Source organism: Chlorobiota bacterium, assembly GCA_016710285.1.
Taxonomy (GTDB): Bacteria; Bacteroidota; Ignavibacteria; order OLB7; family OLB7; genus OLB7.
In genome coordinates, this window is record JADJXR010000001.1 from 1 (window position 1) to 22,846 (window position 22,846).

16 protein-coding genes are annotated in these 22,846 nt (G+C 58.5%); 9 read left to right on the forward strand and 7 right to left on the reverse strand.

Features of this window, described 5'->3' with window-relative positions; translation table 11 throughout:
- Nucleotides 1-675: 675 nt before the first annotated feature.
- The 3 genes from IPM61_00005 to IPM61_00015 form a co-directional block, all read right to left on the reverse strand.
- Nucleotides 676-1,221, reverse strand: a complete 546-nt coding sequence (locus IPM61_00005) for a M28 family peptidase (GenBank protein ID MBK8909689.1) — start codon at nucleotides 1,219-1,221, stop codon at nucleotides 676-678.
- Nucleotides 1,187-2,398: a tRNA (N(6)-L-threonylcarbamoyladenosine(37)-C(2))-methylthiotransferase MtaB gene (gene mtaB / locus IPM61_00010; protein MBK8909690.1), complete on the reverse strand. Its 1,212-nt coding sequence runs from the start codon at nucleotides 2,396-2,398 to the stop codon at nucleotides 1,187-1,189. The genes IPM61_00005 and mtaB overlap by 35 nt, the downstream gene beginning before the upstream one ends.
- A gap of 111 nt (nucleotides 2,399-2,509) precedes the next feature.
- On the reverse strand, nucleotides 2,510-3,133 hold the full coding sequence (locus IPM61_00015; GenBank protein ID MBK8909691.1) for an N-glycosylase: 624 nt from the start codon (nucleotides 3,131-3,133) through the stop codon (nucleotides 2,510-2,512).
- 168 nt (nucleotides 3,134-3,301) lie between these two features.
- Here IPM61_00015 and IPM61_00020 point away from each other — a divergent pair, with 168 nt between their 5' ends.
- From IPM61_00020 to IPM61_00060, 9 genes are all read left to right on the forward strand, one after another.
- Nucleotides 3,302-6,292, forward strand: a complete 2,991-nt coding sequence (locus IPM61_00020; protein ID MBK8909692.1) for a hypothetical protein — start codon at nucleotides 3,302-3,304, stop codon at nucleotides 6,290-6,292.
- Nucleotides 6,293-6,316: 24 nt separating this feature from the next.
- Complete coding sequence (locus IPM61_00025; GenBank protein MBK8909693.1) at nucleotides 6,317-6,793, forward strand: OsmC family protein; 477 nt, start codon at nucleotides 6,317-6,319, stop codon at nucleotides 6,791-6,793.
- A gap of 117 nt (nucleotides 6,794-6,910) precedes the next feature.
- Complete coding sequence (folP, locus tag IPM61_00030) at nucleotides 6,911-7,849, forward strand: dihydropteroate synthase (GenBank protein ID MBK8909694.1); 939 nt, start codon at nucleotides 6,911-6,913, stop codon at nucleotides 7,847-7,849.
- 144 nt (nucleotides 7,850-7,993) lie between these two features.
- Nucleotides 7,994-8,335 (forward strand): hypothetical protein, encoded by a 342-nt coding sequence (locus IPM61_00035; GenBank protein ID MBK8909695.1) that lies wholly within the window; start codon nucleotides 7,994-7,996, stop codon nucleotides 8,333-8,335.
- A gap of 12 nt (nucleotides 8,336-8,347) precedes the next feature.
- Nucleotides 8,348-8,683, forward strand: a complete 336-nt coding sequence (locus tag IPM61_00040; protein ID MBK8909696.1) for a DUF971 domain-containing protein — start codon at nucleotides 8,348-8,350, stop codon at nucleotides 8,681-8,683.
- Nucleotides 8,683-9,795, forward strand: a complete 1,113-nt coding sequence (gene alr / locus IPM61_00045) for an alanine racemase (GenBank protein ID MBK8909697.1) — start codon at nucleotides 8,683-8,685, stop codon at nucleotides 9,793-9,795. Before IPM61_00040 ends, alr begins: the two co-directional genes overlap by 1 nt.
- An 86-nt stretch (nucleotides 9,796-9,881) precedes the next feature.
- Complete coding sequence (locus tag IPM61_00050) at nucleotides 9,882-10,967, forward strand: mannose-1-phosphate guanylyltransferase (GenBank protein ID MBK8909698.1); 1,086 nt, start codon at nucleotides 9,882-9,884, stop codon at nucleotides 10,965-10,967.
- 23 nt (nucleotides 10,968-10,990) lie between these two features.
- The gene (locus tag IPM61_00055) at nucleotides 10,991-11,572 is read left to right on the forward strand and encodes a septal ring lytic transglycosylase RlpA family protein (GenBank protein ID MBK8909699.1); all 582 of its coding nucleotides are present in this window, start codon (nucleotides 10,991-10,993) and stop codon (nucleotides 11,570-11,572) included.
- A 260-nt stretch (nucleotides 11,573-11,832) separates the two neighbouring features.
- On the forward strand, nucleotides 11,833-16,332 hold the full coding sequence (locus IPM61_00060) for a choice-of-anchor D domain-containing protein (GenBank protein ID MBK8909700.1): 4,500 nt from the start codon (nucleotides 11,833-11,835) through the stop codon (nucleotides 16,330-16,332).
- Between the two features lie 378 nt (nucleotides 16,333-16,710).
- On the opposite strand, the gene IPM61_00065 is transcribed toward IPM61_00060, so the two are convergent.
- The 4 genes from IPM61_00065 to IPM61_00080 form a co-directional block, all read right to left on the reverse strand.
- Nucleotides 16,711-19,488: a hypothetical protein gene (locus IPM61_00065; GenBank protein ID MBK8909701.1), complete on the reverse strand. Its 2,778-nt coding sequence runs from the start codon at nucleotides 19,486-19,488 to the stop codon at nucleotides 16,711-16,713.
- Nucleotides 19,485-20,483 carry a Gfo/Idh/MocA family oxidoreductase gene (locus IPM61_00070; GenBank protein MBK8909702.1) on the reverse strand — a complete coding sequence of 333 codons (999 nt, stop codon included), beginning with the start codon at nucleotides 20,481-20,483 and terminating at the stop codon, nucleotides 19,485-19,487. The genes IPM61_00065 and IPM61_00070 overlap by 4 nt, the downstream gene beginning before the upstream one ends.
- Nucleotides 20,484-20,544: 61 nt before the next feature.
- Nucleotides 20,545-21,603, reverse strand: a complete 1,059-nt coding sequence (locus tag IPM61_00075) for a dihydrodipicolinate synthase family protein (GenBank protein MBK8909703.1) — start codon at nucleotides 21,601-21,603, stop codon at nucleotides 20,545-20,547.
- Nucleotides 21,604-21,631: 28 nt separating this feature from the next.
- Nucleotides 21,632-22,807, reverse strand: coding sequence for a glycosyltransferase family 4 protein (locus tag IPM61_00080; protein MBK8909704.1), 1,176 nt, complete (start codon nucleotides 22,805-22,807; stop codon nucleotides 21,632-21,634).
- Nucleotides 22,808-22,846 lie beyond the last annotated feature (39 nt).

A 22,846-nucleotide genomic window follows, 5' to 3' on the forward strand; every position in this document is an offset into this window, starting at 1 on the left:
CTGGTTTTTCTGGGTTGGTGAAATCTGTTCCGCCATGCTGACCTCCTGTGAAATAGCCTTACTTGATGATGCCGGCAAATCTACTTTTTCCTTGCCACTCTGATGCCCCCCAGGGAAATGTAGCATCCCCGATGCAGTCGTTGAAGGTAGCCGAAGGTCTTTAGCCTTACGCTAATCTTCATTCCTTATCCTCGGCAGGCTAAAGACCTGTTATTAATCCCGACGGAGGTCGGAAGCCGCTACCCCGATCTTCGTCAGCCGCTTCCTTCCCCCGACGAATTGGTACCAACCCACCACTCCTTCTGTCACCGACAAATTCACCGTGGGTGGAAGGTCGCGGGTGTGGTAGGTGGGGTTGCGGGGACAAACTCGTTGCACGCCACGGGGTGCAGCTTTCCATGAAGAGGACTGCCGGGAAGCCAGCGTTGGCAAACGACTCATTATCGCTGTGGCGGCATGGTGCGATTGTCTGCGATCGCCAGCCCCGTTTTCAGCGAATCGTTCAGCTTCCGCAGCAGCGCGGCCAGGGGCGGATCGCGCATCGGCAAATAGCATTGTCTGGGGCATGGTTGGGCGACCATCCCACCATATCCATCACCACCACGCCGCGAACCTTCTTCCTTCCGCCGCAACCAATTGGCAACCGCACGGCTTCCGTGATGATGCCCGGCATACTCAGGATTTTTTCTTCGGCATTGCTGGCAACGCAATCAGGGTGTAGCGTGGTTGCGCGGCGGCAACCTTGCGGACAACCTCAATCAACGCCGCAATCCCCGATGCGTTGTCGGTTGCGCCGGGGGCCGGGGCCGTCTCCCAGCGGGCTTTCCATCCTGGGTCGCGGCTGGCGGAGGCATCAAGGTGGGCGCAAAGGATCACAACGGAATCGGTTGCCCCCGGCACCACGGCAACCACGTTGGCCAGCCGTCCATCCTTTCCGTTGCGCCGTGGCGTGCCAAACGTGTCAAGCCGCACCGCAACGCGCAAGGCGTGCAGCTGGCGGAAGATGTAGCCAACGCTCCACTGGTTTCCCCGGGTGAACACCACGCGGCTGTTAGTTCCCCCTGCATTGGCCAGCGAATCAATATGGGCGGCAAGGCGTGCGCGAAGCGGTGGCAGAGATTCGCCAGCAGCAGCGGCAGTGGTGGAAGGTTGGGGCGGTTTGGCGACGGAGGTCGTCTGGATTGATTCAGCAGCCGGGCCTCCACTTCCCTTCTGCTCCATCGGTTTGGAAACGCAGGAGGCAAGAAGCAAGGCTCCAACAAGCCAGGTCCAATTCCGGCGGATCATGTCCCGTGGGTCGCAGCAAACTCCGCTTTTTTCGGAAAGGATGCGAAGCCTTCGGGTGCGGTCGCGGCGTTCCCCACCGGATGCGCTCCGCCAACTCCGCCGCCGGCGTGTTCTGCCGCTCGCTGTAGGTGAACACGTGAAGGTAGGCAATCGGAAGCTCGTTCAGGAAGGAGTAGGTTTCTTGGAAATGCTCCTCGGTCTCGCCGGGGAATCCCACAATTACATCAACGCCGATTGCAGCGTGGGGCATCAGCCGCAGGATGGTTTCAACGCGGTCGCGATAGACGCTGCTGCGGTAGCGGCGGCGCATCTTTCCCAAAATTTGATCCGATCCACTTTGCAGCGGGATATGGAAATGGGGGAGCATCCGGTCGCTGGCCGAAGCAAGCTCAATGATGGGATCGGTAAGAAGGTTTGGTTCGATGGAGGAAATTTTCAGCCGCTGCAACCGTGGCACCTCGTGAAGCCGCCGCAGCAAGTCCAGAAACGACTCGCCCTCCCCTTCCCCCACGTTCACCCCGGTGATAACGATTTCTTGATAGCCCGATTCCACCAGTTGGCACGCCTGGCGGAAGGCTTCCTGGATTGGTTGGCTGCGGCTTCCGCCACGTGCCAGCGGGATGGTGCAGAAGGCGCAGTTGTAATCGCATCCATCCTGCACCTTCAGGAATGCGCGGGTGCGGCTGTCCCCTTCGCCGGTGAATGCCGGGCCGAATCCGGTTGCCTCGGCAATTTCGCCAACGGCAATTCGGGGCGTTGCCTCTTTTTGGAAATGGCCGCAATGCTCAAAAATCTGGAACTTCTCTGCCGAGCCAAGGACCATGTCAACGCCATCCATCGAGGCGATTTCTTCCGGCTTCAGCTGGGCGTAGCATCCGGTGACGATCACATAGGCATCTGGGTTGGCACGCAAGGCGCGGCGGATCACTTGGCGGCATTCGCGGTCCGCGTTTTCGGTGACGGTGCAGGAGTTGATGACCACAACGTCCCCCCCTTCCGACAACTCCACCACCCGAAACCCTTCACGGCGGAAGCGTTCGGCAATGGTGCTGCTTTCGGCATAATTCAGCTTGCACCCCAGCGTATGCAGCGAAACGGTTTGCTTGTTCATGGGGCAAAGATAGGGGAGGATATTTTGACAATGAAGGGGGCGCGGGATCTGTTTGGTTAGGGTCTGTGGCGGTCCCTGTTGGGGGTGTGGCGTTCCTCAGCTCTCCATCCCCTATTTCCTCACACTCCCCTCCTCCAAACTCCAGAACAGCAGGTCCAATTCTTGCGGTTGCAGGCCGAAGGATTCGGCAAGGTGGAAGAATGCTTGCTCAAGCTGCAAGTACGTTCGGCGGGTTCCGATGGTGGCGGGGATTTCGGCGATTGCACCGCAGCCAAGCATATGCTTCAGGATGTGGCGGTCAATAATGGCAAGGTCCAGGTGGCCGATATTCCGCAGCAGGTGCGAGGCCTCTTTCCATCCTAACCCGTTCACATTCTTCACCAGCCACTCCCGTTTTGCTTGGGTTGGTTCGCTGCTTGCCAGCTGGTCGGTGATCTGCTGGCGGCGGGCGGCCACCCGCCGCAATCGCTCCCCTTTCTGATTGTGGAAACGGATGTAGTGGGCCGGGTCGCGAAGGATTGGCGTGGGGTCAAGCTCGGTTTCGGGGAACCCAAGCTCCATCAGCCGCGCCATCACTTTCTGGGCGTGCTCGGCTTTGGATTGGGGCGTAAGCAAGCAGAAGCAAAGCTCCATTAGATACTCGGTTTCGGGGACCTGCTGGAACTGCTGCAATCGTTCGGCAATGGTGGCGGCGTGGCGGCGGTAGTGCTGGCGGTAGCGGTTGGGAAGATTCATCGGTGATGCATGATGATGAATAAATTGTTCAGGATACTATGGCTGGGTTCTGGCAAGACGCGCTTGGTTTCTCTATCTTGCGCCACCGTTTCCAACGGATCCGCCTTGCTGACCAACTGCTAACTCTATCCAGCCGGCCACACCAGTGTGGCCAGGAGCAACATACCGATGAGAACCAAATTACTCCGTGCCGTCCTCTCTGCTGGGCTGCTGCTGTTTGCCGCCGCCACCGCCGTGCAATCGCAAATTGGCATCACCAACGGGATACCGTACAACAGCAGCATTCTTGACACCGCTGCCAGCCCCTATCTGCCACAGCTGCCGCAAGGTCCGGCTGGGCAGCATGGTTTTTTGAAGAATGATGGCAAGGGCGGGTTCGTGTTCGACGACGGCACGCCTGCACGGTTCTTCGGGGTGACAATGCAGCTTACCGCCTGCCTGCCCGACAGTGCCAATGCAATCGTGATGGCCGCACGGTTGCGGAAACTTGGGGTGAACCTTGTGAAGTTTGAGTATTTCGACTTCTCCTACGATTGGGCCGCAGTCTATTCCGTCCTTGACGCCACCACGGGGTTCCGCAGCATCAACGAAGTGCAGATGCGGAAGCTGGATTGGTTTATCTACCAGCTGAAGCAGCGGGGAATCTACACCGCGCTAACCGTGCAAGCGGCCCGCGCACCACGCCGCGAAGATGGGCTTGGGTGGCTGGCCGATTCCGCGCTCTACTACGGCTTAGGCTTCAACTACCTCTATCCAGAAGCCAAAGCAACTCACAAACTGATTGCCCGATTGTTGATGGAACGGGTGAACCCCTGGACCAACGTCGCCTACAAGAACGACCCGGCAGTTGCCATGGTCGAGCTGCACAAGCAAGGTGGGTTGATCCCGTACTGGCGGGCGAATTATATCACCCACAACCCCAGCACGTACTCCTTCAGCTACCACCACAGCCGCCGGCTGGACACGTTGTTTGCGGACTATCTAAAAGCAAGATACGGGTCCACCAACGTGCTGAACACCGCATGGACGATGACCCCGCCGCAAGGTGGCTTCCCCAATCGTACGGAAGAATCCAGCTTTGAAGGGGACTTTGACCGCGTGTGGGACATCAATGCCTACAACGAGACGACGATCAGCAAAATCTTGACCAGCGACAGCGTCCCCAACGGAAAATATGCCCTGACGCTGCGGGTAAGAAACAGCTCGGGAGGAATTTATACGGCCTACATGAGGCAGCTTGTGCAGGTTGGGTTCGACACCTTGTACATGCTAACCTACAAAGCCAAAACCAGCAACCCGAACGGAACGGCAATGTTGATTGCTGGTTCCCAATCAAGCGATGGTGCTGGCGTTGGGCTGTCGCGCCAGGCCACGATCAATCCATATTGGAAGGAAGACACCGTGTACTTCCTTTGCCCGATCCGAACCAACGCGCCGGCGGTGCTAGGGTTTTACTTTGGCGCGACCAACGACGACATCAGCTTCGACGACATCAAGCTGCGCCCGGCAATTGCCCCCGGGTTGCTTTCTGGGGAGGCAATCGAGAACGCCACCATCGCCCGGGTTCCCTGGAATAATGGTGCAAATTACATCCTGAGCAGCAAGCGGATCCAAGACCAATCGGCCTTCTATCTGGACCTGCAGCAAAGCTATTTCGAGGATGTGAAACGCTACCTTGCCGAAACCGTTGGCGTGCGCCAGCCGATCAGCGGAGCCAGCTACTTCTGGGCCAGCAACTTCATGGAAACGCCAGCCCAGCAGAAGATGGACTTCGGTTTGTCGGAAGCTGGATGGGACTACAACGAAAATTTGGATGGAGAGAAGTGGCGTATCCGGAACTACTCCTACTTGCACAACCTGGGATACGCCGGCCCGCTGTACAATCTTACCATGAACGCATTGCAGAACCAGCCCTACATGGCACTGTTTTCCCACCCGTTCCCCAACCGCTACCAAGCCGAGTCCATGCTCTATCTTCCCGCGTATTCTTCGCTGCAAGATTGGGACGGGGTGATGTGGGGGTATTTCGCCAATGCCAGCAATCCACTGCTCCGCGGGAACACCATTGACAGCTTGGATTATTACTCCATCGCCAAAAACCCTGTGTTGAACGCGCTCCTTCCGGCAGCTTCGCAGTTCTACCGGAACTTTGCCATTGCCCCCTCCACTTCCCCCATCCGCTTACAACGCTCCGTGGGGAACGTACAGCTGATGCCACGCATGGAGAACCAGTGGTCGGTGTATGGCGTTCCCGGGAGCTTCAACGGGTACATGATGACCATTAACCGCGTGGTCAGCGACTCGCTGAACGCCGAGTATCCCACCCAAGCCAACGACATCGGCTACCCACAGGTTGCCGACGGCGAGCTGATAAGCGACACCCGCGAAATCAACTGGCGAACCGCCACCTACGACCTTAGCCTGAACGCTCCACGGGTCCAAGGGGCAACCGGATATTTGGGCCGCTCGGAAAACATCATCCTGAAGAATTTGGAGATTGACCTGCAAAGTGGCAACGAGACCAGCACCTTCCTGTGGGTCCCGAACGATCCAACAAAAAAATTGGACCAAGCGGGACGATCGCTTCTGGTGATTGCCAGCCGCACCGAACCAACCGGGATGGTCTGGCTTGACACCACCTACGCTTCGCAGTGGGGCGCAGGGCCAATGGTGATTGATCCCGTCCGCGCAACACTCACGTTCACGCTGGACACCTCCATCACCAATCTTACAATCACCCCACTGGATGCCGAAGGAATGCCAGACGGAACGCCGATTCAAGCAACCCGCAGCGGCAAATTCTTCACGGCAACCATTGACCAACGCACCACGAAAGCGATGTGGTACTCCGTCCAAGCCGGCAACGCATCGGCAGCACCTGGCGAAGAATACGCCACCGATTTGGCCATCACCGCATTCCCGAGCGTCACCGCCAGCCGGACGTTTGTGGAGATTCGCACCCCTTCGGACCGGGCGGACGTTCGGGTGGAGCTGTTCAACAGCATGGGCCAGCGCGTGGCAACTCCATTCCAAGGGGAAGTGAAGGGTCGCGAATCGGTTCGCGTTGATTGCAGCACCCTTCCCGAAGGAAGCTACCGCCTGCGGCTCCGCACCGAGCAAGGGGAAAGCGCAACAACCGGGCTGGTAATTGTACGATAGCACAACCAATGGCTGAACTGACCGATGACTGAGACCTTCACGGCAACAATCCAATGGGAGCGGAACGGCGCAACGTTCGCCGACAACCGCTACAGCCGCGTGCATGAATGGACCTTTGATGGAGGGGTGGTGGTTCCCGCCTCCGCCTCTCCATTATCGGTTCCCCCACCCTTCTCATCCCCGAACGCCGTTGACCCCGAAGAAGCATTGGTGGCCGCAACCTCCAGCTGCCATATGCTCTGGTTCTTATGGCTGGCAGCACAGGAAGGGCTGATTGTGGAGAGCTACAAGGACCACGCACACGGCATTCTGGAAAGCGATGAAACCGGCACAACCCGATTCACCCGCATTGCCCTGCGGCCCCAGATCCAATTTCAGGGAACCCAGCCCACCCCGCAGCAGCTTCACGAACTTCACCATGCCGCCCACAAGGCTTGCTACATCGCCAACACGCTGCAATGCCCGGTTATCGTGGAGGATGCAGGGGAACTGGGCGCGTAAACGCTGAGCGTGCTGGCTGAACGGCCATGCATCCGCTTCCCACGGTTTGCCACCATTTCCCTGCGGCAACACTCCACCAACCACCAACCCACCAACGTTCAACCCAAAGAAATGCTTTTGGCGGAACAACTCTTTCAGCAGCTTTTTTCAGCACCATTGCTGGCAACGTCGCCAGAAACGTCGCCAGAAACGTCGCCAGAAACGTCGCCACCGGCAGGGCGGCCTGGCAGTGCCGTGCCGTGCATCATGGGGATTGTGAACGTCACGCCGGACAGTTTTTCGGATGGCGGGGCGTTCCTTCGCGCCGATGATGCCGTTGCGCACGGGCTGCGACTGCTGGAGGAAGGGGCTGATATTCTGGACATTGGCGGCCAGTCAACGCGCCCGCCCGGGGCCGATTACGGAAGCGGAAGCCAAGCCGTCGCTCCCGAAGAAGAGTTGCGACGGGTGATTCCGGTGATTGAGGGGATTCTGCGAAACCGCCCCGATGCCATTATCTCCATTGACACCATGAAGCCGGACGTTGCGGCGGCGGCGGTGGCGGCTGGCGCAGCAATCATCAACGATGTCAGTGCCGGCCAGCATGACCCGGAAATCTGGGGCGTTGCGGCCCGCGCCGGCGTTCCCTACATCCTGATGCACGGCCACAACCCCCACGACCACCGCCCCGCAGCCGAGCACCACTACCACGACGTTGTTGCCGAAGTCCGCACGTGGCTGGCCGGGCGGATTGCGCTGGCGCGGGAAGCGGGGGTCCGGCAGATTGTGGCCGATTGCGGAATCGGGTTCGCGAAAGGATTTGCGGAGAACTGCCAGCTGCTTCGGGAGCATCGCCAGCTGCTGGCGTTGGGGGTTCCGTTGCTGGTGGGCGCGTCGCGGAAAGCGTTCATTGGCCGATTGCTGGGCGGGGTTCCGCCGGACCAGCGGTTGTTCGGGACCTTAGCCGCCCACCAGATTGCCGTTGCCAACGGCGCGTCCATCATTCGCGCCCACGACGTTCGCCCAGCCCGCGATTTTTTCGCCGTACGTGCGGGGCTGCTGGGGCCGGAAGGTTAGCCCCCCGCCTCTCCCTTCCCTGCCGGAACGGCTGGGCAATCCAAATGGGCCGGCGCGGAGGGTTTTGGGGAGCCGGGATGCAGCTTTATCTGTTGCAAAATTTCGGGAAAGTAAATGGATACCGTTCCCGTAACTTTGCGGCTTATGAGAACCGCAGCCCTTTATCAACTCCTTTTTGGACTTCTTTCTATCATTGGCGGCATTGTTGGCTACATTCAGGGGGACCCCGTGGTCGCGTTGCTGATTGGCGCCGCCGGCGGATTGCTGCTGCTGATTAACGGCCTTGCCATGCAGAAAGGCTCACGCCGTGCCATGATGCTTTGCCTGCTCCTTTCGCTTGCGATTGGCGGCTACTTTGGGTTCCGTTACTTCGCCGATGGCGCGGGGTTCTATCCGGCTGGATTGTCGGCGGTGTTGGCGGCCATTTCACTGCTGGCAATCGGGATTGTGGCGGTGCAACCCACCGAACGGAAACGGATTTTCTAAGGCCCAACCAGCGTGCATCCACTCAATTTTGAGCAGCCCTCCCCCGAACTGCTTGCCATCCGGTGGCAGGATGAAACAACGTCAACCATTTCCACAACCTTACTCCGCCAGCATTGCCCTTGCACAAACTGCCGTTCCAACGCACACTTGATTCCAACGAACGGACGCAGCCTGCTTACCCAATCCATGACCACCATCCGGGAGCTGGTGCTGATTGGAAGCCGCCAGTTGCAGATCATTTGGGAGGACGGGCATCAGTGGGGATTGTACAGCTGGGAAATGCTCCGAACCCTTGCCGACCAGAAGCTGCCGGGCCCGGAACCGAACCCGCCACGGAGGGGGGGATAATGAGCGCAACCCGCGCAATGATTGATCGGGCCGCGTTGCGGAACAACTTGGGCGTTATCCGGCGCACGATTCCGCCAACAACCCGGGTGATGGGCGTTGTGAAAGCCAACTGCTACGGCCACTCCACCGAACTCTCCGTTCCGGTCCTTCTTGATGAAGGGATTGATCTGTTCGGGGTGGCGAATGTTGAGGAAGGGCGGCGGCTGCGGCAATCGGGGCTTGAAGGAACGATTGTGGTGCTGGGCCCCCCGATTCCGGGAAGCATGGCGGCCTACGGCCAGCACCGGCTGGAGGCATTGGTCAGCAACGAACGAATGGCCACGCAGCTTGCCGAATCCACCCCGATTGGAGCTTCGGTGAACGTCCACCTGTTTGTTGACACCGGCATGGCGCGCAACGGCGCACGCCCCAACGACGCGGTGGAGCTGCTTCGATTGATCGCAACGTTGCCGCAGCTGAATATCGTCGGTTTTGCCAGCCACTTCGCCACCAGCGATGAGCCGGAAAACCCGTTCGCCCTTCAGCAAATCGAAATTTTCCGAACCACGCTTGGCCAAGCAACCGATGCCGGCTTCCGGTTCCGCGACGTTCATTTGGCGAACAGCGGCGGCATCTTCAATTTCCCTGATTCCCATTATTCGGTGGTTCGCCCGGGGTTGTCGCTGTACGGCTACCACCCCACCCAATCGCGCCATGCCAGCAGTGGCTTGCTTCCGGTGATGCACTTGCACACCCGCGTTGCCAACGTCACGCGGTTCCCCGCCGGAGTATCGGTCAGCTACGGGCGGCGGTATTTCACAAAGCAGGAAACCGAGATTGCCACGCTCCCAATCGGCTATGGCGACGGACTGATGCGGACGCTGACCAACAACCTGAATGTGCTGATTGCCGGCGGCAGCTTCCCCGTTGTCGGGACCATCTGCATGGATGAAGTGATGGTGGATTTGGGACCCGATTCCCGAATTCAACCTGGCGAGACTGCGGTGCTGATTGGCCGCAGCGGGAACCGCCAGATTGGTGCCGACCAGCTTGCCGAGGCTGCCGGGACCATCCCCTACGAAATCTGTACGAACGTCTCGGCACGGGTCCCGCGCATTGCCGCCAATTGGTGAGCACGCAGCGGATTCCCCCAAGAACCTTTCTCTCAACAGACATCAACCTGACATCAGTCCCTGAAACCAGTAATCGAGCCCTCCCGATGAAAATTTTCGCAGTGATTATGGCCGGCGGCGTTGGCTCACGTTTGTGGCCCAAAAGCCGTGAGGCCAGCCCGAAGCAACTTCTCCACATCCTTGGCGATGGGACAATGATCCAAAACACGGTGGCGCGGCTTCAGCCGATGGTTCCGTTCCAGGATATTTTCATCGTCACTAACCGAAGCCAGGTGGAGGCGATCCACCAGCAAACGCCGCAGATTCCTCGGGAGAATATTATTGCCGAACCGTTCGGGCGGAACACCGCGCCCTGCGTAGCATTGGCGGCCACGATCCTTCGCGACAGGGACCCGGAAGGGGTGATGGTGGTGCTTCCGGCCGACCATTGGATCCAGAATGTTGGGGAGTTCCAGCAGAAATTGCGGCTTGCCTGCGAAGCCGCCCAGGAGATGCGGTGCCTTGTCACGATGGGAATCGCCCCCACCCGACCGGAGACCGGCTACGGCTACATCCAATGGCTGGACCGTGCCGACCAAGCGAACCGTTTTTTTGAGCAGGGCCTGCGCCCGGTGAAAACCTTCGCCGAAAAGCCGGACCTGACCACCGCCCAAGAGTTTTTAGAAAGCGGCGATTTTTTATGGAACAGCGGAATGTTTGCGTGGCGGGTGGATACCATCATCGAGGAATTCCAGCAGCACTTGCCGGAGCTGATGGAGCAGGCGGAGTCCATCCACGCCGCCATTGGCTCCGATTATTACGCCGATCAGTTGGAGAATATCTATGGCCAGATCGCGCCAATCTCGATTGATTACGGCATCATGGAAAAATCCCGGCGGGTGTATGTAACCCAGTGCGAATTCGGCTGGAGCGATGTGGGAAGCTGGGACGAGACCTACCGCTTGTCGCGCAAGGACAACAACGGGAACTCCATTGTTGGGGATGTCATCACGATTGATACCAGCAACAGCTTCATCCGAACCGCAGGGAAGATGATCGCCACGGTGGGGATCAAAGATTTGATTGTGATTGACACCGACGACGCGCTCCTGATCTGCCACCGGGGGGATTCGCAGCGGGTGCAAGGGGTGGTGGATTACCTGCGGCGGAAAAAGATCAGCAGCTTGCTGTAAACCATGTTGCAAGGAGGTGGCCGGTGCGCAGCTTCTTTTTCGACAGATCCAACGGAGCCACGCGGGCATGGCTATCGCCACTGCTGTTGCTGGGGTTTCTGGGCTGGTTGCTGCTTCCATCTCTACTTCAGGGGCAAGCGTTGGAGGAAGCGGCCGATAGCACGTGGCAGGTGAGCGAGGAACGCCCCATCGTGACCGACACGCTTCTTGCCCCTTCCGACACGCTGTTCCTTTCGGATACTCTAGATTCTCTACTTCCCGACACCGTATCCCCCGACACTCTATTTCTTGAAGAAGGGATCATCATCCAGCTTGAGGGGGAGGCCAGCTACTACGCCGACAAGTTTGAGGGGCGGAAGACTTCGTGCGGGGAAACGTTCCAGCAGGATGAGCTGACAGCAGCCCACCGTGAGTTCCCATTTGGAACCATTCTGAAAGTGATGAACCGCACCACGGGGCTGCATACCATTGTCCGGATCAACGACCGTGGGCCATGGAAACCGTCCCGAATCATTGACCTTTCCCGATGCGCTGCCGAGCAAGTGGGGATGCTGAACGCGGGGGTTGCGAACGTTCGCATAGAAATTTTGCGTTGGGGGCCGTAATCGCACTTTTTTCTGGGTTGAAGCTATCTGTTAAATAGGGAGATGCTGCTATATTTGGTGCATCTGATTTTTTCTTCTTTCTTCCGGTAACACTTCCCCCGCTCTAGGGTCTTTGTATCTGTTGCCCAAACGGCTGGGCCGCACCTTCAGATTGTTGTTTATTGCCAACCTGCGCCACGCGGGTTGCCCGTTCTACCGAATCAACAGACAGTTCTCAGCTCATACAACTTCCAATCTTCAACCTATTGGGGAACTTCAGCATGAATCGAACTACTCCATGCAGGAACCGAACAAAAGGCATAACGGCCTTTTTGTTTGCGTTGTTCCTTGCGGCCTGCTTGCCGGGGCTGCTCCGTGCGCAAGCACCAACCATTGGAGAGTGCCAGGGTGGCTTAACGTACGTGATAGCCTTCCCGGACACCTCCACCAACACGTTCGACAACCGTTATCAGCCCAAATTCCAGCCACGCTTTGAGTTCTTTATCTACTCATCGGTGGAAGGGAACAGGGTGCGTGTGGGATCGGGCGCGGGGGCATCGCGGACCATTGTGCCGCAGGCAGGCAAATTCGAAATTGTTCCGGCGCAACCGAACCCGGTTGTCAACTTCTCCGGAACGCCATCCTACAACACCTTCAAGATCGAGGCCGACTACCCGATCGTGGTCTATGCCTACTTCGCTACCCCTTTCGGTGGCGAGGCATTCACCCCGATCCCCGTGGAATCATGGGGCACCGAGTACTTTGCCAACATGATGCCAGGTGAGGTAATCAACGACTTGAACCCAGGTGGTGAGTTCAACTACCAGCGGTTCCCGCGCACTGCTCCGGCAGAGATCACCGTTCTTGCGGCATTCGACGACACCCGCATCACCATCTACAACACGGCCCAATTGGACGGATTCCCCAAAACGGTAGATGTGGAGTTGAAAGCCTATCAGGCATACCAAGTTCAAAGCTATGTGGACACCGCTACCGAGAATCTTGGCACGCCACAACCGGACCTTGCTGGATCCATCATTATCTCCAACAATCCTATCGGCGTTATCGCTACCACCAGCCGCACACCAAACCGCGACTTAGGCGCAGGCTTGGGGCAGAACTCCATGAAGAATCCACTGATGGAGTCCATGGCATCGAAGGATCAGTTGGGGAAAAAGTTCGTCTATCTGCCGGCATGGGATAGCAACCGCCCAACAGGCGAGCCAGGCGAAAAGACCGAAGAGAAACGCCCGCACGAAATCGTCCGTATCGTTGGCGTGCAGCAAGACTACGAGACCAACGGCTACGAAACCAACGGCTCCACTGGCGACCGTTCCGACTTCAAGATTGACTACCAGAAGAACTACACCTCGCTTATCGGTGTTCCTTCGCCACGGTATTACGAAACCGATACGGCAGCCATCGCCATGCACTCCACCAGCACTGCGGTCCGCTTCAATGGAACCACACTCTACTGGGGGAACTACATCGGTGCCAGCTACGACGCGCTTGGGGTACCCTGGATGGTGGAAATGACCCCACGCGAACAGTGGGTCAGCTTTGCACCATTCTATACTCCCGCATATCCCACCGACGGTGGAAATGGAGCGATGAGCCATTACTTCAACTTAACCACCGAAGAGCGGTACAAGGATAGCGTCTTTATTAAGATCGGTGCCGGCGCCGAACAACCGTTCGTCTTCAACCGTGGAAAAATTCCTGGCACTGACTTGATTTGGGGAACCATCCGTCCAAATCCAGGCATTGACTACTACGTTCGTGGCAACAGCGAGAACGTGAAGTTCTACGGTTTTGTCTATGGCAACCTAAAAGGAACGGAGCTGTACCGCCCAGGCAAAATCAAGAAGAATCCTTCGCCGAACACCGCCGGTGCGGGTGGCAACAAGCCTGGCAGCAAGCTGCTCCATCCTTCTGAGTACGAAGAGTACAACGCAATGGCGTACGCCTATCCATTGGCTCCGTCGCGCTGCGCGTTGGGTCCTGGCGACTCGCTGTTGTTAGAGATTGAGCAGGTTTGCGACCTGATGAAGGTCAAAGCACGGGCAATCAACGAGAATCCCGTTGGACTGCGGAACATCGCGCTGGAGAAAGGGTCGGTCAACACAAAACTGGTCTTTATTGACCCAGTTCGTGCCGACCTTGTGATCCGCAAAACGAAAGTGGAGTTTGAGGTTCGGCCAATCAACAAGTACGAGGATGCGGAAGCCACCGTGGTCATCACCGACCGCACCGGCAAGAAGACCCGTATCCCCTACAAGTACTTTGCCGAGCGTTTGGAGCTGACACCACAACGCGACAGCGTGATTGACTTCGGTCAGGTAACGATCAACACAACATCGGCCGATAGCACGATCAAAATCTGCAACCCGCTTGGCCGCCCAATCCTGATTAAAGAGATTGAACTCATCTTGAAGACCCAACGCTTTGAGATCGTTCATGACGGCAAAGCAGGCGACAAATTCACGCTTGACAGAACCCTGCAACCAGGCGAGTGCTTCGAGATCAAGGCGCACATCACGCCAAACGTTGAGAACCGCTTGTACGAAGACTCTGTGAAGATCAAGACAGAGTGCGGCGAGTTCAAGATTGGGCTGCGGGGCGAGACCTCCAAACCGTGCATCTACGTTGACGACCTTGATTTCGGGACCTTCGACCTCTCGAACGACGTTGACAAGCAAGGCCGTACCAAGGAACTGAAGATCTGCAACCAAGCTCGTTCCGGTAAAGTGTTCTTCACCAACCCAAGCGGGCAGGCAGTGGTGGAATGGCTGAACAGCCTGTTCACCGTTGATCCGGCAGAGATTGAGCGGCTGAAAAACACCGTGCTTGGCCCGGGCGAGTGCACCACGATCAACGTGAAGTTCACGCCAAACGATCAAACCGGCGTCTTCACAACCACGGCACGTTTCTGGGCCAACGTCCGCGACTGCCGCGACACCTCCGTCTGGATTGCTCGCGTCACCAAGCCGGGTCCAAACATTAGCGGCTACGACTGGAAGAAACGGTGGCTTAGCAACATCAAAAACACCTGCACCAAGAGCGACTCCGGCGTGTACGTTGCCGTTGTTCCTGTCTGGAATACCGGAACCAGCACCTTCACCGTGACCGACATCTTGTTGGTTGGCCAAGATGCTGACGATGGCTACTTCGTGATGGACAAGAGCGATCCAACGCTTAGCGTCAGCCCTGGCGACGTTATCCCGGTGTTCGACCCGAACAACCCGAACTACAAGTACCAGCGCGTCTTCTTCTATCCAAAAGATGAGCGCACGTACAGCTGCACCGTTCGCCTGATCACAAGCGCGGGAACCATCGAGGACGTGCTGCTGGGCGAAGGGATCGAATCGCACGTAAGCATCACCGATAACGACTTCGGTCGCCACCTGTTCACGGGAGCAGGTTCGGTGAACGTTGCGGGAACGATCACAATCACATCGCCAGCATCCTCGCGGCCAACAACGATTACCCGCATCGAGCTGGCGGATCCGAACTTCCGTTGGGCAGCCGGGCAAGATGTGTTGCTGCCACAATACCCGGGCAACAGCCCGTGGGTGTTGGCACGCGATTCGTCGGTGGATCTTCGCGTTGAGTACGTGCCAGGCGTAAGCGGCGACCACACCGCCACCGTTATCCTTGAAGGTGACTTCACCAAGTGCGAGCCGAAGATCGTCGGCAACTTGGCAGGGCGCACTTACACGCTTGGGGTATCGGCCCAGGGTCACGACTTTGGCAGCATCCTAACGTGCGAAAACGGCACCGGATTTGTCACCGTGACGAACACTGGCGAAGATGACATCCAGATCACGAAGGCAACGCTGGTTGACCTTACCAACAGCGGCTACTACATCGGCCCGTTGACGACGAAGACCTTCCCCATTCGCGTGGCGAAAGGTGCTTCCGAGCAGTTCGAGGTCCAATACGCACCGCTGACGCCAGGAACCTATCCGGCAGAGGTCCACTTCGAGATCTACAGCGGCGATAGCACAACGGTCATTGACCCGCAGCTGATTGCCCCGATCACCGGATCGGCGTTTGTGGTGCAGGCCAAGGCAAGCATTGCAACCGATTACGTCCGCTACCCAGGAACCAAGCTGCAAGTGCCGGTGGTGCTGGAGGATGCCAATTTGGATCCAGCCAAGATTTCCAACTTGCAGTTCACGATCAACTATGAGAAGGGAATGATGGCGTTGCAGACCCCACCAGTCACCTTGCAAGGAACCTTGATGGAAGGCTGGACCATGGGACCGCCAAACCAAACGGCTGGCAACTTCACGGCCACCTTCACGGCTCCGGCTGGGCAGTTCCTGCAAGGCAACGGCAAACCATTGCTCTATCTGGAATTCCTCACCTTCTTGGGTGACACCATGGCAACCGCCATGCCGTTCCAGATTACGTTGATCGGCAGCGACCGCTGCGCTTCGGTGATAACCTCGCCAGGTGCGGCACGTCTTGACTCCGTCTGCGGCCTGAACTTCCGCTTGATTACAGCAACCGGAATTGACTACGCCCTGGATCAGAACAAGCCAAATCCGTTCAACCCAACTACCGATATCACATTCGGCGTTGGGCTTGATGGACAAACCTCGCTGGTGATCTACAACGCCGTTGGCGAGCGCGTAGCAACCTTGGTGAACCAATACCTGCAGCCAGGCCAGTACACCGTCACTTGGGATGCCTCCGGCTACCCATCCGGCCTGTACTACTACCGCCTGAACTCCGGCCATTGGACCAAAACGAACACGATGATTCTAAGCAAATAACGCTTTCAATCTGAAGACGCAAGCGGCGCATCTGAATCCCAGATGCGCCGCTTTTTTTATCCCCAAAAATCACCGACACGAGGGTAGCCGAAGGTCTTTAGCCTTCGGCGTATCTGGCTGGGCAGGCTAAAGACCTGTTATTAATCCCGACGGAGGTCGGGGCCGCTACCTCTCGATCCCCCAAAAGACACGGCAGGCTAAAGACCTGTTATTAATCCCGACGGAGGTCGGGGCCGCTACCCGACTCGGTCAGGACAGCTATCGGAAGAGGTAGCCGAAGGTCTTTAGCCTTCGGCGTCTCGCTCCCAAAAAGACACGGCAGGCTAAAGACCTGTTATTAATCCCGACGGAGGTCGGGGCCGCTACCCCATCCCTCCTTTATCCTGCTCCCACCACTATCACCTCCCCCTCCCCGCTTACCAGAATCACCTCGCTGTTGCCATCCCCGTTGATGTCCGCAGCGATGGGCTGGCCCAGGGTGTAGCCAAACTTCATCCGCCACCGGACGATGCCAACGCCGTTGCTGGCAACACCCACCGCAACCAGTTCACCCCCTTGCGTTGCCAGCACAAATTCTGGGCGGCCATCGCCATCGCTGTCGCAGGTGATAACGCCGGTGGCCTGGCTTCCAAGATGCACCCTCCATTTCTCCAATCCATCGCTGGAACGCAGGCAAACGAAATCGCCGTTGGCGTAGCTTAGGCCAAGTTCTGGAAGCCGATCTCCATCAACATCAGCAATGCCCGGGAAGCTGCCGCACAGCGATGAAAGCGGGGCCGTGATCCACCAGCGCATCGTGTGATCGGCGTTGATAACCCCAACCCCGCCATACGCGCCAGCCACCAGATATTCCTGAACTCCATCGCCATCAACGTCGCAGGGGACCAGCGCGCCGTACGCCGCGAAATCATCCATCGTTAGCCCGCGCTGGTTCATCTGGGCGGTGTTGTATTGGCGAAGCTGCCACGGCGGAACCAGAAATCGTCCGGTCGCCGCGTCAACCTCGCAGACGGTATCCTTCGCCAAGAACAGAAGGCTGGTCCTTCCATCCCTTTTTTCCGCCACCGACAACGCACTCCAAGGCCCGAAGCCGCGCCCTTCCTCCCCTTCCCCAATTAGCTCCCGTTGCCACAGCAGCGTGTGGGGTGGCGAAGCCTCAACGGCCAGCGTCCGCTCGCTGTTCATCGAGGCGGAAGCGTAGCCGGAAAGCACCCACCATTGCCGATTGCCAGCTTCCACAAAAGCGAACTCACTTAGCCCAATCCGGCCAGGAGGCTGCGCCGGCACGGCTGGGAATTCATCACACCGGATGATCTCCTCCTTGCCCCGTTCCTCTTCCGCGCACGGTCCAACTTCATGCAACCGCAAGGCACTGCGCCCGCCACCAACGGTGATTAGTGGCAGCGTCCATCGGTTGCTCCGCATCGTGAAATCGGCAGAGTGAAACGTCTCCTCGGGGCCAATCCGCCCGCGCCCAGCCAGCACGGAATTGGCAACCAAGCCTTCGGCCTCGCAGCTCCATTTCAGCAGGTGGATGCCGTTCCCACCATCGGGAACGGCGCAGAAACAATCGCCGCCGATGCTGGCAACCGTTGGGGTCTGCATCGGGCGGGAAAGGTAGTATGGACCGGTCCCCGGGCGAAGCCGCAGCCCGGTTTGCCAACTGCTGGCAATCGTTCCATCGGCGCGGAGTATCTGGCAGGTTCCATCCCAGCAACTTAGCAACAGCTCGGTCCGCTGGTCGCCGTCAAGGTCCTGGCACAGCAGCAGCGCGGCCACATTCCCGGCGGCGAAAGTGGCGTGCCATTTCCAACCATCCCGGTGCTCCTGGAACAGCCGCAGCGTCCCATCCTTCTCAAGAATGGGAACGGTGAGAAGTCCATCAACCGGAACAGCCCAAACCTCATCTTCGGGGGGAAGCTCCGAGCGGAAAACGGAAGTGGTGGAATCATGCCCGCAGAACCGCCCAACGAACGCGCCTTCCCCCAACTCCCACACCATCCGAAGCCCGCGCCCATCGTAGCAGTACGCCCCGATTGTTGCGAACTCCATCGGCTGCCGCTCGGTTTGGTGGCTTGCCAAAATCATCCATTCCCCCCGCGAATTTTTCTGCACGCCATGCAGCATCAGCCCCTTGCAATCCAGCCGCACCGTGCCGGACCGTGCGTCCAAAATTTCCAGATGCCACGCCCCATCGCCCAACGTGTTGAAGGTGCTGACGACGATCTCCATCTGCCGGTCCCCATCAAGGTCGGCGCAGGAGTTGAAGCTGTAGCGAAGCTCCTGGTGGTCCGTGGGATAGATATGCTCGATGAAGCGATCCCAGGCGATGGAAAGCTCCCCACGCCCGTTGTTGGAAACCACCGCAAGGTGCTTGGAAACCCGGTTGGAAAGAACCGCAAAATCAAGCCGACCGGTCCCGAGCTCACGCGCCACGAACAAGCCGTAGTTCCGTTTTGCGGACCCACCGCTGGACCAGTGGCAAGCCGATTTCTGCGCGCCGGTCAGGGGATCGAAGGTGTAAATGGCGGCGTATTTGGTGACGACCAGCTCGTCCCGGCCGTCGCCGTCAACGTCGCAGGCAAGGAGCGTTGGGTGGAAGAAATCATCCATCCAAAGGGTGTGCAGCCGGCGCGGGTTGCTTGCGCCCGGCGTGAAATCGTACAGCAGCACTTCCTTTGAACTCAGCAAGCCAATCGCCAACTGCTTCCCGTGGCCAATCTGCGGGAAATGGTGAACTAGCGCGCCGGTGGGCATGAACCCAGCGGAGTACGGGGGGCCAAGATATTCCTGCCACAGGACCGCGCCACTCTCGGCATCCAGCACGGCAAGTGTGCGCCCGTTCGTCAGGGCGATTTCCACCCGGCCATCGTTGTCCAGATCGTCCACGGCAACAACCCCTTCAAAGCCCATCGGGATTGATTTCCAACGGAGCGTTCCATCCAGCCGAAGGGAATGGAGGGATCCGCCCCACAGCATCAGCAGCAGCGGTTCGCCGCGCAGAACAAACGGCTCGGCATGGAAGACCGGGCCACGGATTGGATACCGAGCAATCACCGCCGGGTGCTGAATGGCCCCGGCCAGCGGCTGGTGCCCGCTTAGCTCTGGGTCGTGGCGGAAGCTGGGCCAATCCCCCGGTGGCGGTTGTGTGGTCATCGGTTTGTGGGAAGGGTAAGCGGTTGCGCCATGCGTGTTTCGGCGGCGCGGAACGCAGCGCGGACCATTGCCGTTGCCCGCAAACCATCGCGCCAACCAGTTGCGGGCGGGCGGCCCTCGGCCAGCGCGGCAAGGAACTCACGGTTCTCCCCCTCCATCCCCATTTCGCGCTCCTGCACCACCGTCTGGGAGGCCTCGCCATCGAAATATTCCCCGCGTTTCAAGCGGTCGTGCAGCAATGCCGAACGCCCGCCGCCAACGGCTTGGAAGGTGAATTTGGAGAGATAGGGGACGGTTCCGCTGTCGCCAATCGCCACGCTGGCAAAATTTCCGTTGGCAAAGCGGATGGTGGCAACAAGGGAATCAATCACCTCGGTTCCGGTGTGGCTGCGGGTTCCGCACTCGGCAAAAATTTCTGTTGGATCGGAACCATTCAGGTGGCACGCAAGGTCCATGGCGTGGCACCCTTGCGACAGCACATTCCCCCCACCTTTCTGCGGGTCCTGCGCCCAAAAATCATCCGGCCAGCGGGTGTCCATAATTTGCGCCATGACGAACGTTGGGTTGGGGAGAAACTCCCGCAGCTTCAGCACCACAGGGTTGTAGCGGAGCTTGAAGCCAGTCATAAACCTCACCCCGGATTCCTCAACAGCCTGACCGATTTCGGCGCATTCTTCAACGGTGAGTGCCAGCGGTTTTTCCATCATCACGTGCTTCCCTGCCTTGCAGGCGGCAACGGCAAGCTGGGTGTGGGTGTCGTGGTGGGTGCAGATGTACAGGGCTTGAATATTCGGGTCCCCCAGCAGGCGTTCCGGCGCGGCGGTGGCGTAGCTTCCGCCGTGGTCGTGCAGCAGTGCCGTAGCTCGCTCGGGGTGCACATCACAGTAGGCGTAGGGCCTTAGTCCATCAATCGCTTGAATGGCGGATAGATGCTCGCGGGCAATCGCGCCGCAGCCGATAATCCCAATGTTGAACGGGGGTTGCAAAAGGTCCATTGTTTGGCAGCGGTTGGGTTCGTTGCTGGTATCTCAGTTAGGGAGCATGTTCAGATAGCGGTCATCTCAGCCAGTGGTCAAGGTGTTCGCGGACGAAGGAATCATCGGTAAGATGGGGGTAGAGTTGATAGATGCGGTCAATCTCCCGCAGCTGGCCCGGGGAAAGCTCCTCGTGGGGGTCCAAGCAGAAGCGATTGGCCAGCAAACCGGACCGCCGCAACGCTTCGTGGATTCCCGGGATGCATCCGGCAAACCCGTTGGCGAAATCGAAGAACGCGCCGTTTGCTTCGGTGATCTGCGCCCCAAGCGTCAGCAGGCTTGGGGTGATTGCGCCGCTGGCATACTCGGCATGGCATCGCTTCAAAAGCTCAACAGCCCGTTGCGTCCAAAACGCCCAATGGCCAAGCAGCCCGCCAACAATCCGTTTGCGGTGGATCATGCCGTTGTGCGGCATCTGGTACTCCGCCAGCAGGTCGGCAACGATTGCGTCGTCGTTGCCGGTAACCAGCGCAATCTGGTCCCCCCTTCCCGACTCGATCACGCCGCGCAGAACGTCAATGGTGTGGTAGCGGTTGAACGGGGAAATTTTAATCGCCACCACGTTCGGAATCTGGGCAAACTGCCGCCAGAATTCCGCCGACAACGCCCGCCCGCCAACCGCTGGCTGAAGGTAGAAACCAAAAAGCGGAATCCCCTGGGCAACCGCACGGCAATGCTCTAACGCCTCCTGCTCGCTTGCGCCCGCAAATGCCGAAAGGGAAACCAGCCCGGCATGGTAGCCAAGCTCGGCAGCGGTTGCGGCTTCGGCAACGGCTTGCTGGGTCCGCCCGCAGATGCCGGCAACCAGCACCGGCGTGCTGGCTTGGAACTCGGCAGCGGTTTCCGCCGCAAGCTCCAGCACCGCACGGAACAACCCGTGCTGCGGCTGGCGAATGGAGAATTGCGTGGTGTGAACCCCAACGGCAACGCCCCCTGCGCCAGCCGAAAGGTAGTATCGGGTAAGGGCGCGCTGGCGGCGTTCGTCAAGGCGGCGTTCGGGGGTAAGGGCAAGGGGGTGCGCGGGGATCACCACGCCGGAAGCAAGCCGGTGGGCAATGGAGGTGGGAACGGCAGCGTACATCTTCTGGATCAACTCATGGATAATCGGATTACGGAATGCTGCCAGCAAATTTTTGGCGATGGAGCCTTTGCTGGAACACCTCCGTCAGCTTGTCAACCAATATCCGAATATCGTAGTTCTCCTCGGCAAACTCCCTTGCTCTTCGCCCCATTTCTTTTCTTGCTTGGTGATTGCTGGCAAGCTGGCGAAGGGCGTTGGCAAGCTCGGCAACGGACCCCACCACAATCCCGAACCCATGCTTGTTGATGACACCATCGGGATCGTTCTGCAGGCTGATAATCGGCACGCCATGGATGCAGGCTTGCACCAGCGTGTTCGGCAACCCTTCGCTGCTTGAGGTGGTGACAAAAACATCAGCCGCGCGGAAAAAGGAATTTGACTGGTGGAACGGGACGTGGCCAACCAGAGTGAAGCGTGGCAGCCGTGCGGTTCGCTGCTGGATTTCCTGGCGTAGCTCCTGGTTGTGCATTGCCCCGGCCATGGTGAAGCGGATGGGATCGCCCGATACATGTTCCGCCACCTCAACAAACAGCAGCGGGCGTTTCACCGGGGTGACGTTTGCCAGCCACAGCACCGAGAGTTCGTTGCTTGGCGGGCGTTCGTCCCTTGCTGGAATCTGGTGTCCCGAGCCGAGGATGATCGGGTCCATCGCAAAATTTTTGCGGAGCAGATCGGCCTGGTAAGCATTTTGGGCAATCACGATTGAGGCGGTGCGAATGGCGCGTTCAATCAGCCAATCCGCGGCAACGGCCTCCACAATCCGCCCCGTTTGCCGGATGGCATTTGGGTTTGGGTGGTTCCGCCGCTTCGTCAGAAATTTTTTCCGCTTGCCACTTTCGTCGCTGTTGCTTAGCCACACAAACAGGGCGTTGTTCTTTTTGCAATAGGCAGCACACGCCACCGACTCAGGGAGCTTCCCCCGCTGATAGACGATGTCCGGTTGGAAGTTGGAGAGATAGTTCTGGACGGAGCGTTGCCACGATGTGCCCAAATGGTTCCGCAGCCCGGAAACGATTGGGGTGGTTTGGATTGTTAAGGTGGGATAGGGGGAGTTGACGGGGTCTATCTGGTGGGTAAGGATCAGCAGGACTTCGTGGCCGCGCCGGGCGAACTCCTGGGCAAGATAATAGACCTGCACGCTGGAGCCGGCGAACTCAACGGTCGCGTTCTCGGGCCACGTTTGCGATACGAAGGCAATCCTCATGGGCAGATACGGAGCAGAAGTTCACGAATAAAAAAGGCC

Excerpts from the sequence above, each read along its gene's own strand:
- IPM61_00035 (MBK8909695.1), top strand. The coding sequence starts at position 7,994 with ATGAGAACCGCAGCCCTTTATCAACTCCTTTTTGGACTTCTTTCTATC.
- mtaB (MBK8909690.1), bottom strand. The coding sequence starts at position 2,398 with ATGAACAAGCAAACCGTTTCGCTGCATACGCTGGGGTGCAAGCTGAAT.
- IPM61_00020 (MBK8909692.1), top strand. The coding sequence starts at position 3,302 with ATGAGAACCAAATTACTCCGTGCCGTCCTCTCTGCTGGGCTGCTGCTG.
- IPM61_00075 (MBK8909703.1), bottom strand. The coding sequence starts at position 21,603 with ATGTACGCTGCCGTTCCCACCTCCATTGCCCACCGGCTTGCTTCCGGC.
- IPM61_00025 (MBK8909693.1), top strand. The coding sequence starts at position 6,317 with ATGACTGAGACCTTCACGGCAACAATCCAATGGGAGCGGAACGGCGCA.
- IPM61_00070 (MBK8909702.1), bottom strand. The coding sequence starts at position 20,483 with ATGGACCTTTTGCAACCCCCGTTCAACATTGGGATTATCGGCTGCGGC.
- IPM61_00080 (MBK8909704.1), bottom strand. The coding sequence starts at position 22,807 with ATGAGGATTGCCTTCGTATCGCAAACGTGGCCCGAGAACGCGACCGTT.
- IPM61_00005 (MBK8909689.1), bottom strand. The coding sequence starts at position 1,221 with ATGGAGCAGAAGGGAAGTGGAGGCCCGGCTGCTGAATCAATCCAGACG.
- alr (MBK8909697.1), top strand. The coding sequence starts at position 8,683 with ATGAGCGCAACCCGCGCAATGATTGATCGGGCCGCGTTGCGGAACAAC.
- IPM61_00065 (MBK8909701.1), bottom strand. The coding sequence starts at position 19,488 with ATGACCACACAACCGCCACCGGGGGATTGGCCCAGCTTCCGCCACGAC.
- IPM61_00060 (MBK8909700.1), top strand. The coding sequence starts at position 11,833 with ATGAATCGAACTACTCCATGCAGGAACCGAACAAAAGGCATAACGGCC.
- IPM61_00050 (MBK8909698.1), top strand. The coding sequence starts at position 9,882 with ATGAAAATTTTCGCAGTGATTATGGCCGGCGGCGTTGGCTCACGTTTG.
- IPM61_00015 (MBK8909691.1), bottom strand. The coding sequence starts at position 3,133 with ATGAATCTTCCCAACCGCTACCGCCAGCACTACCGCCGCCACGCCGCC.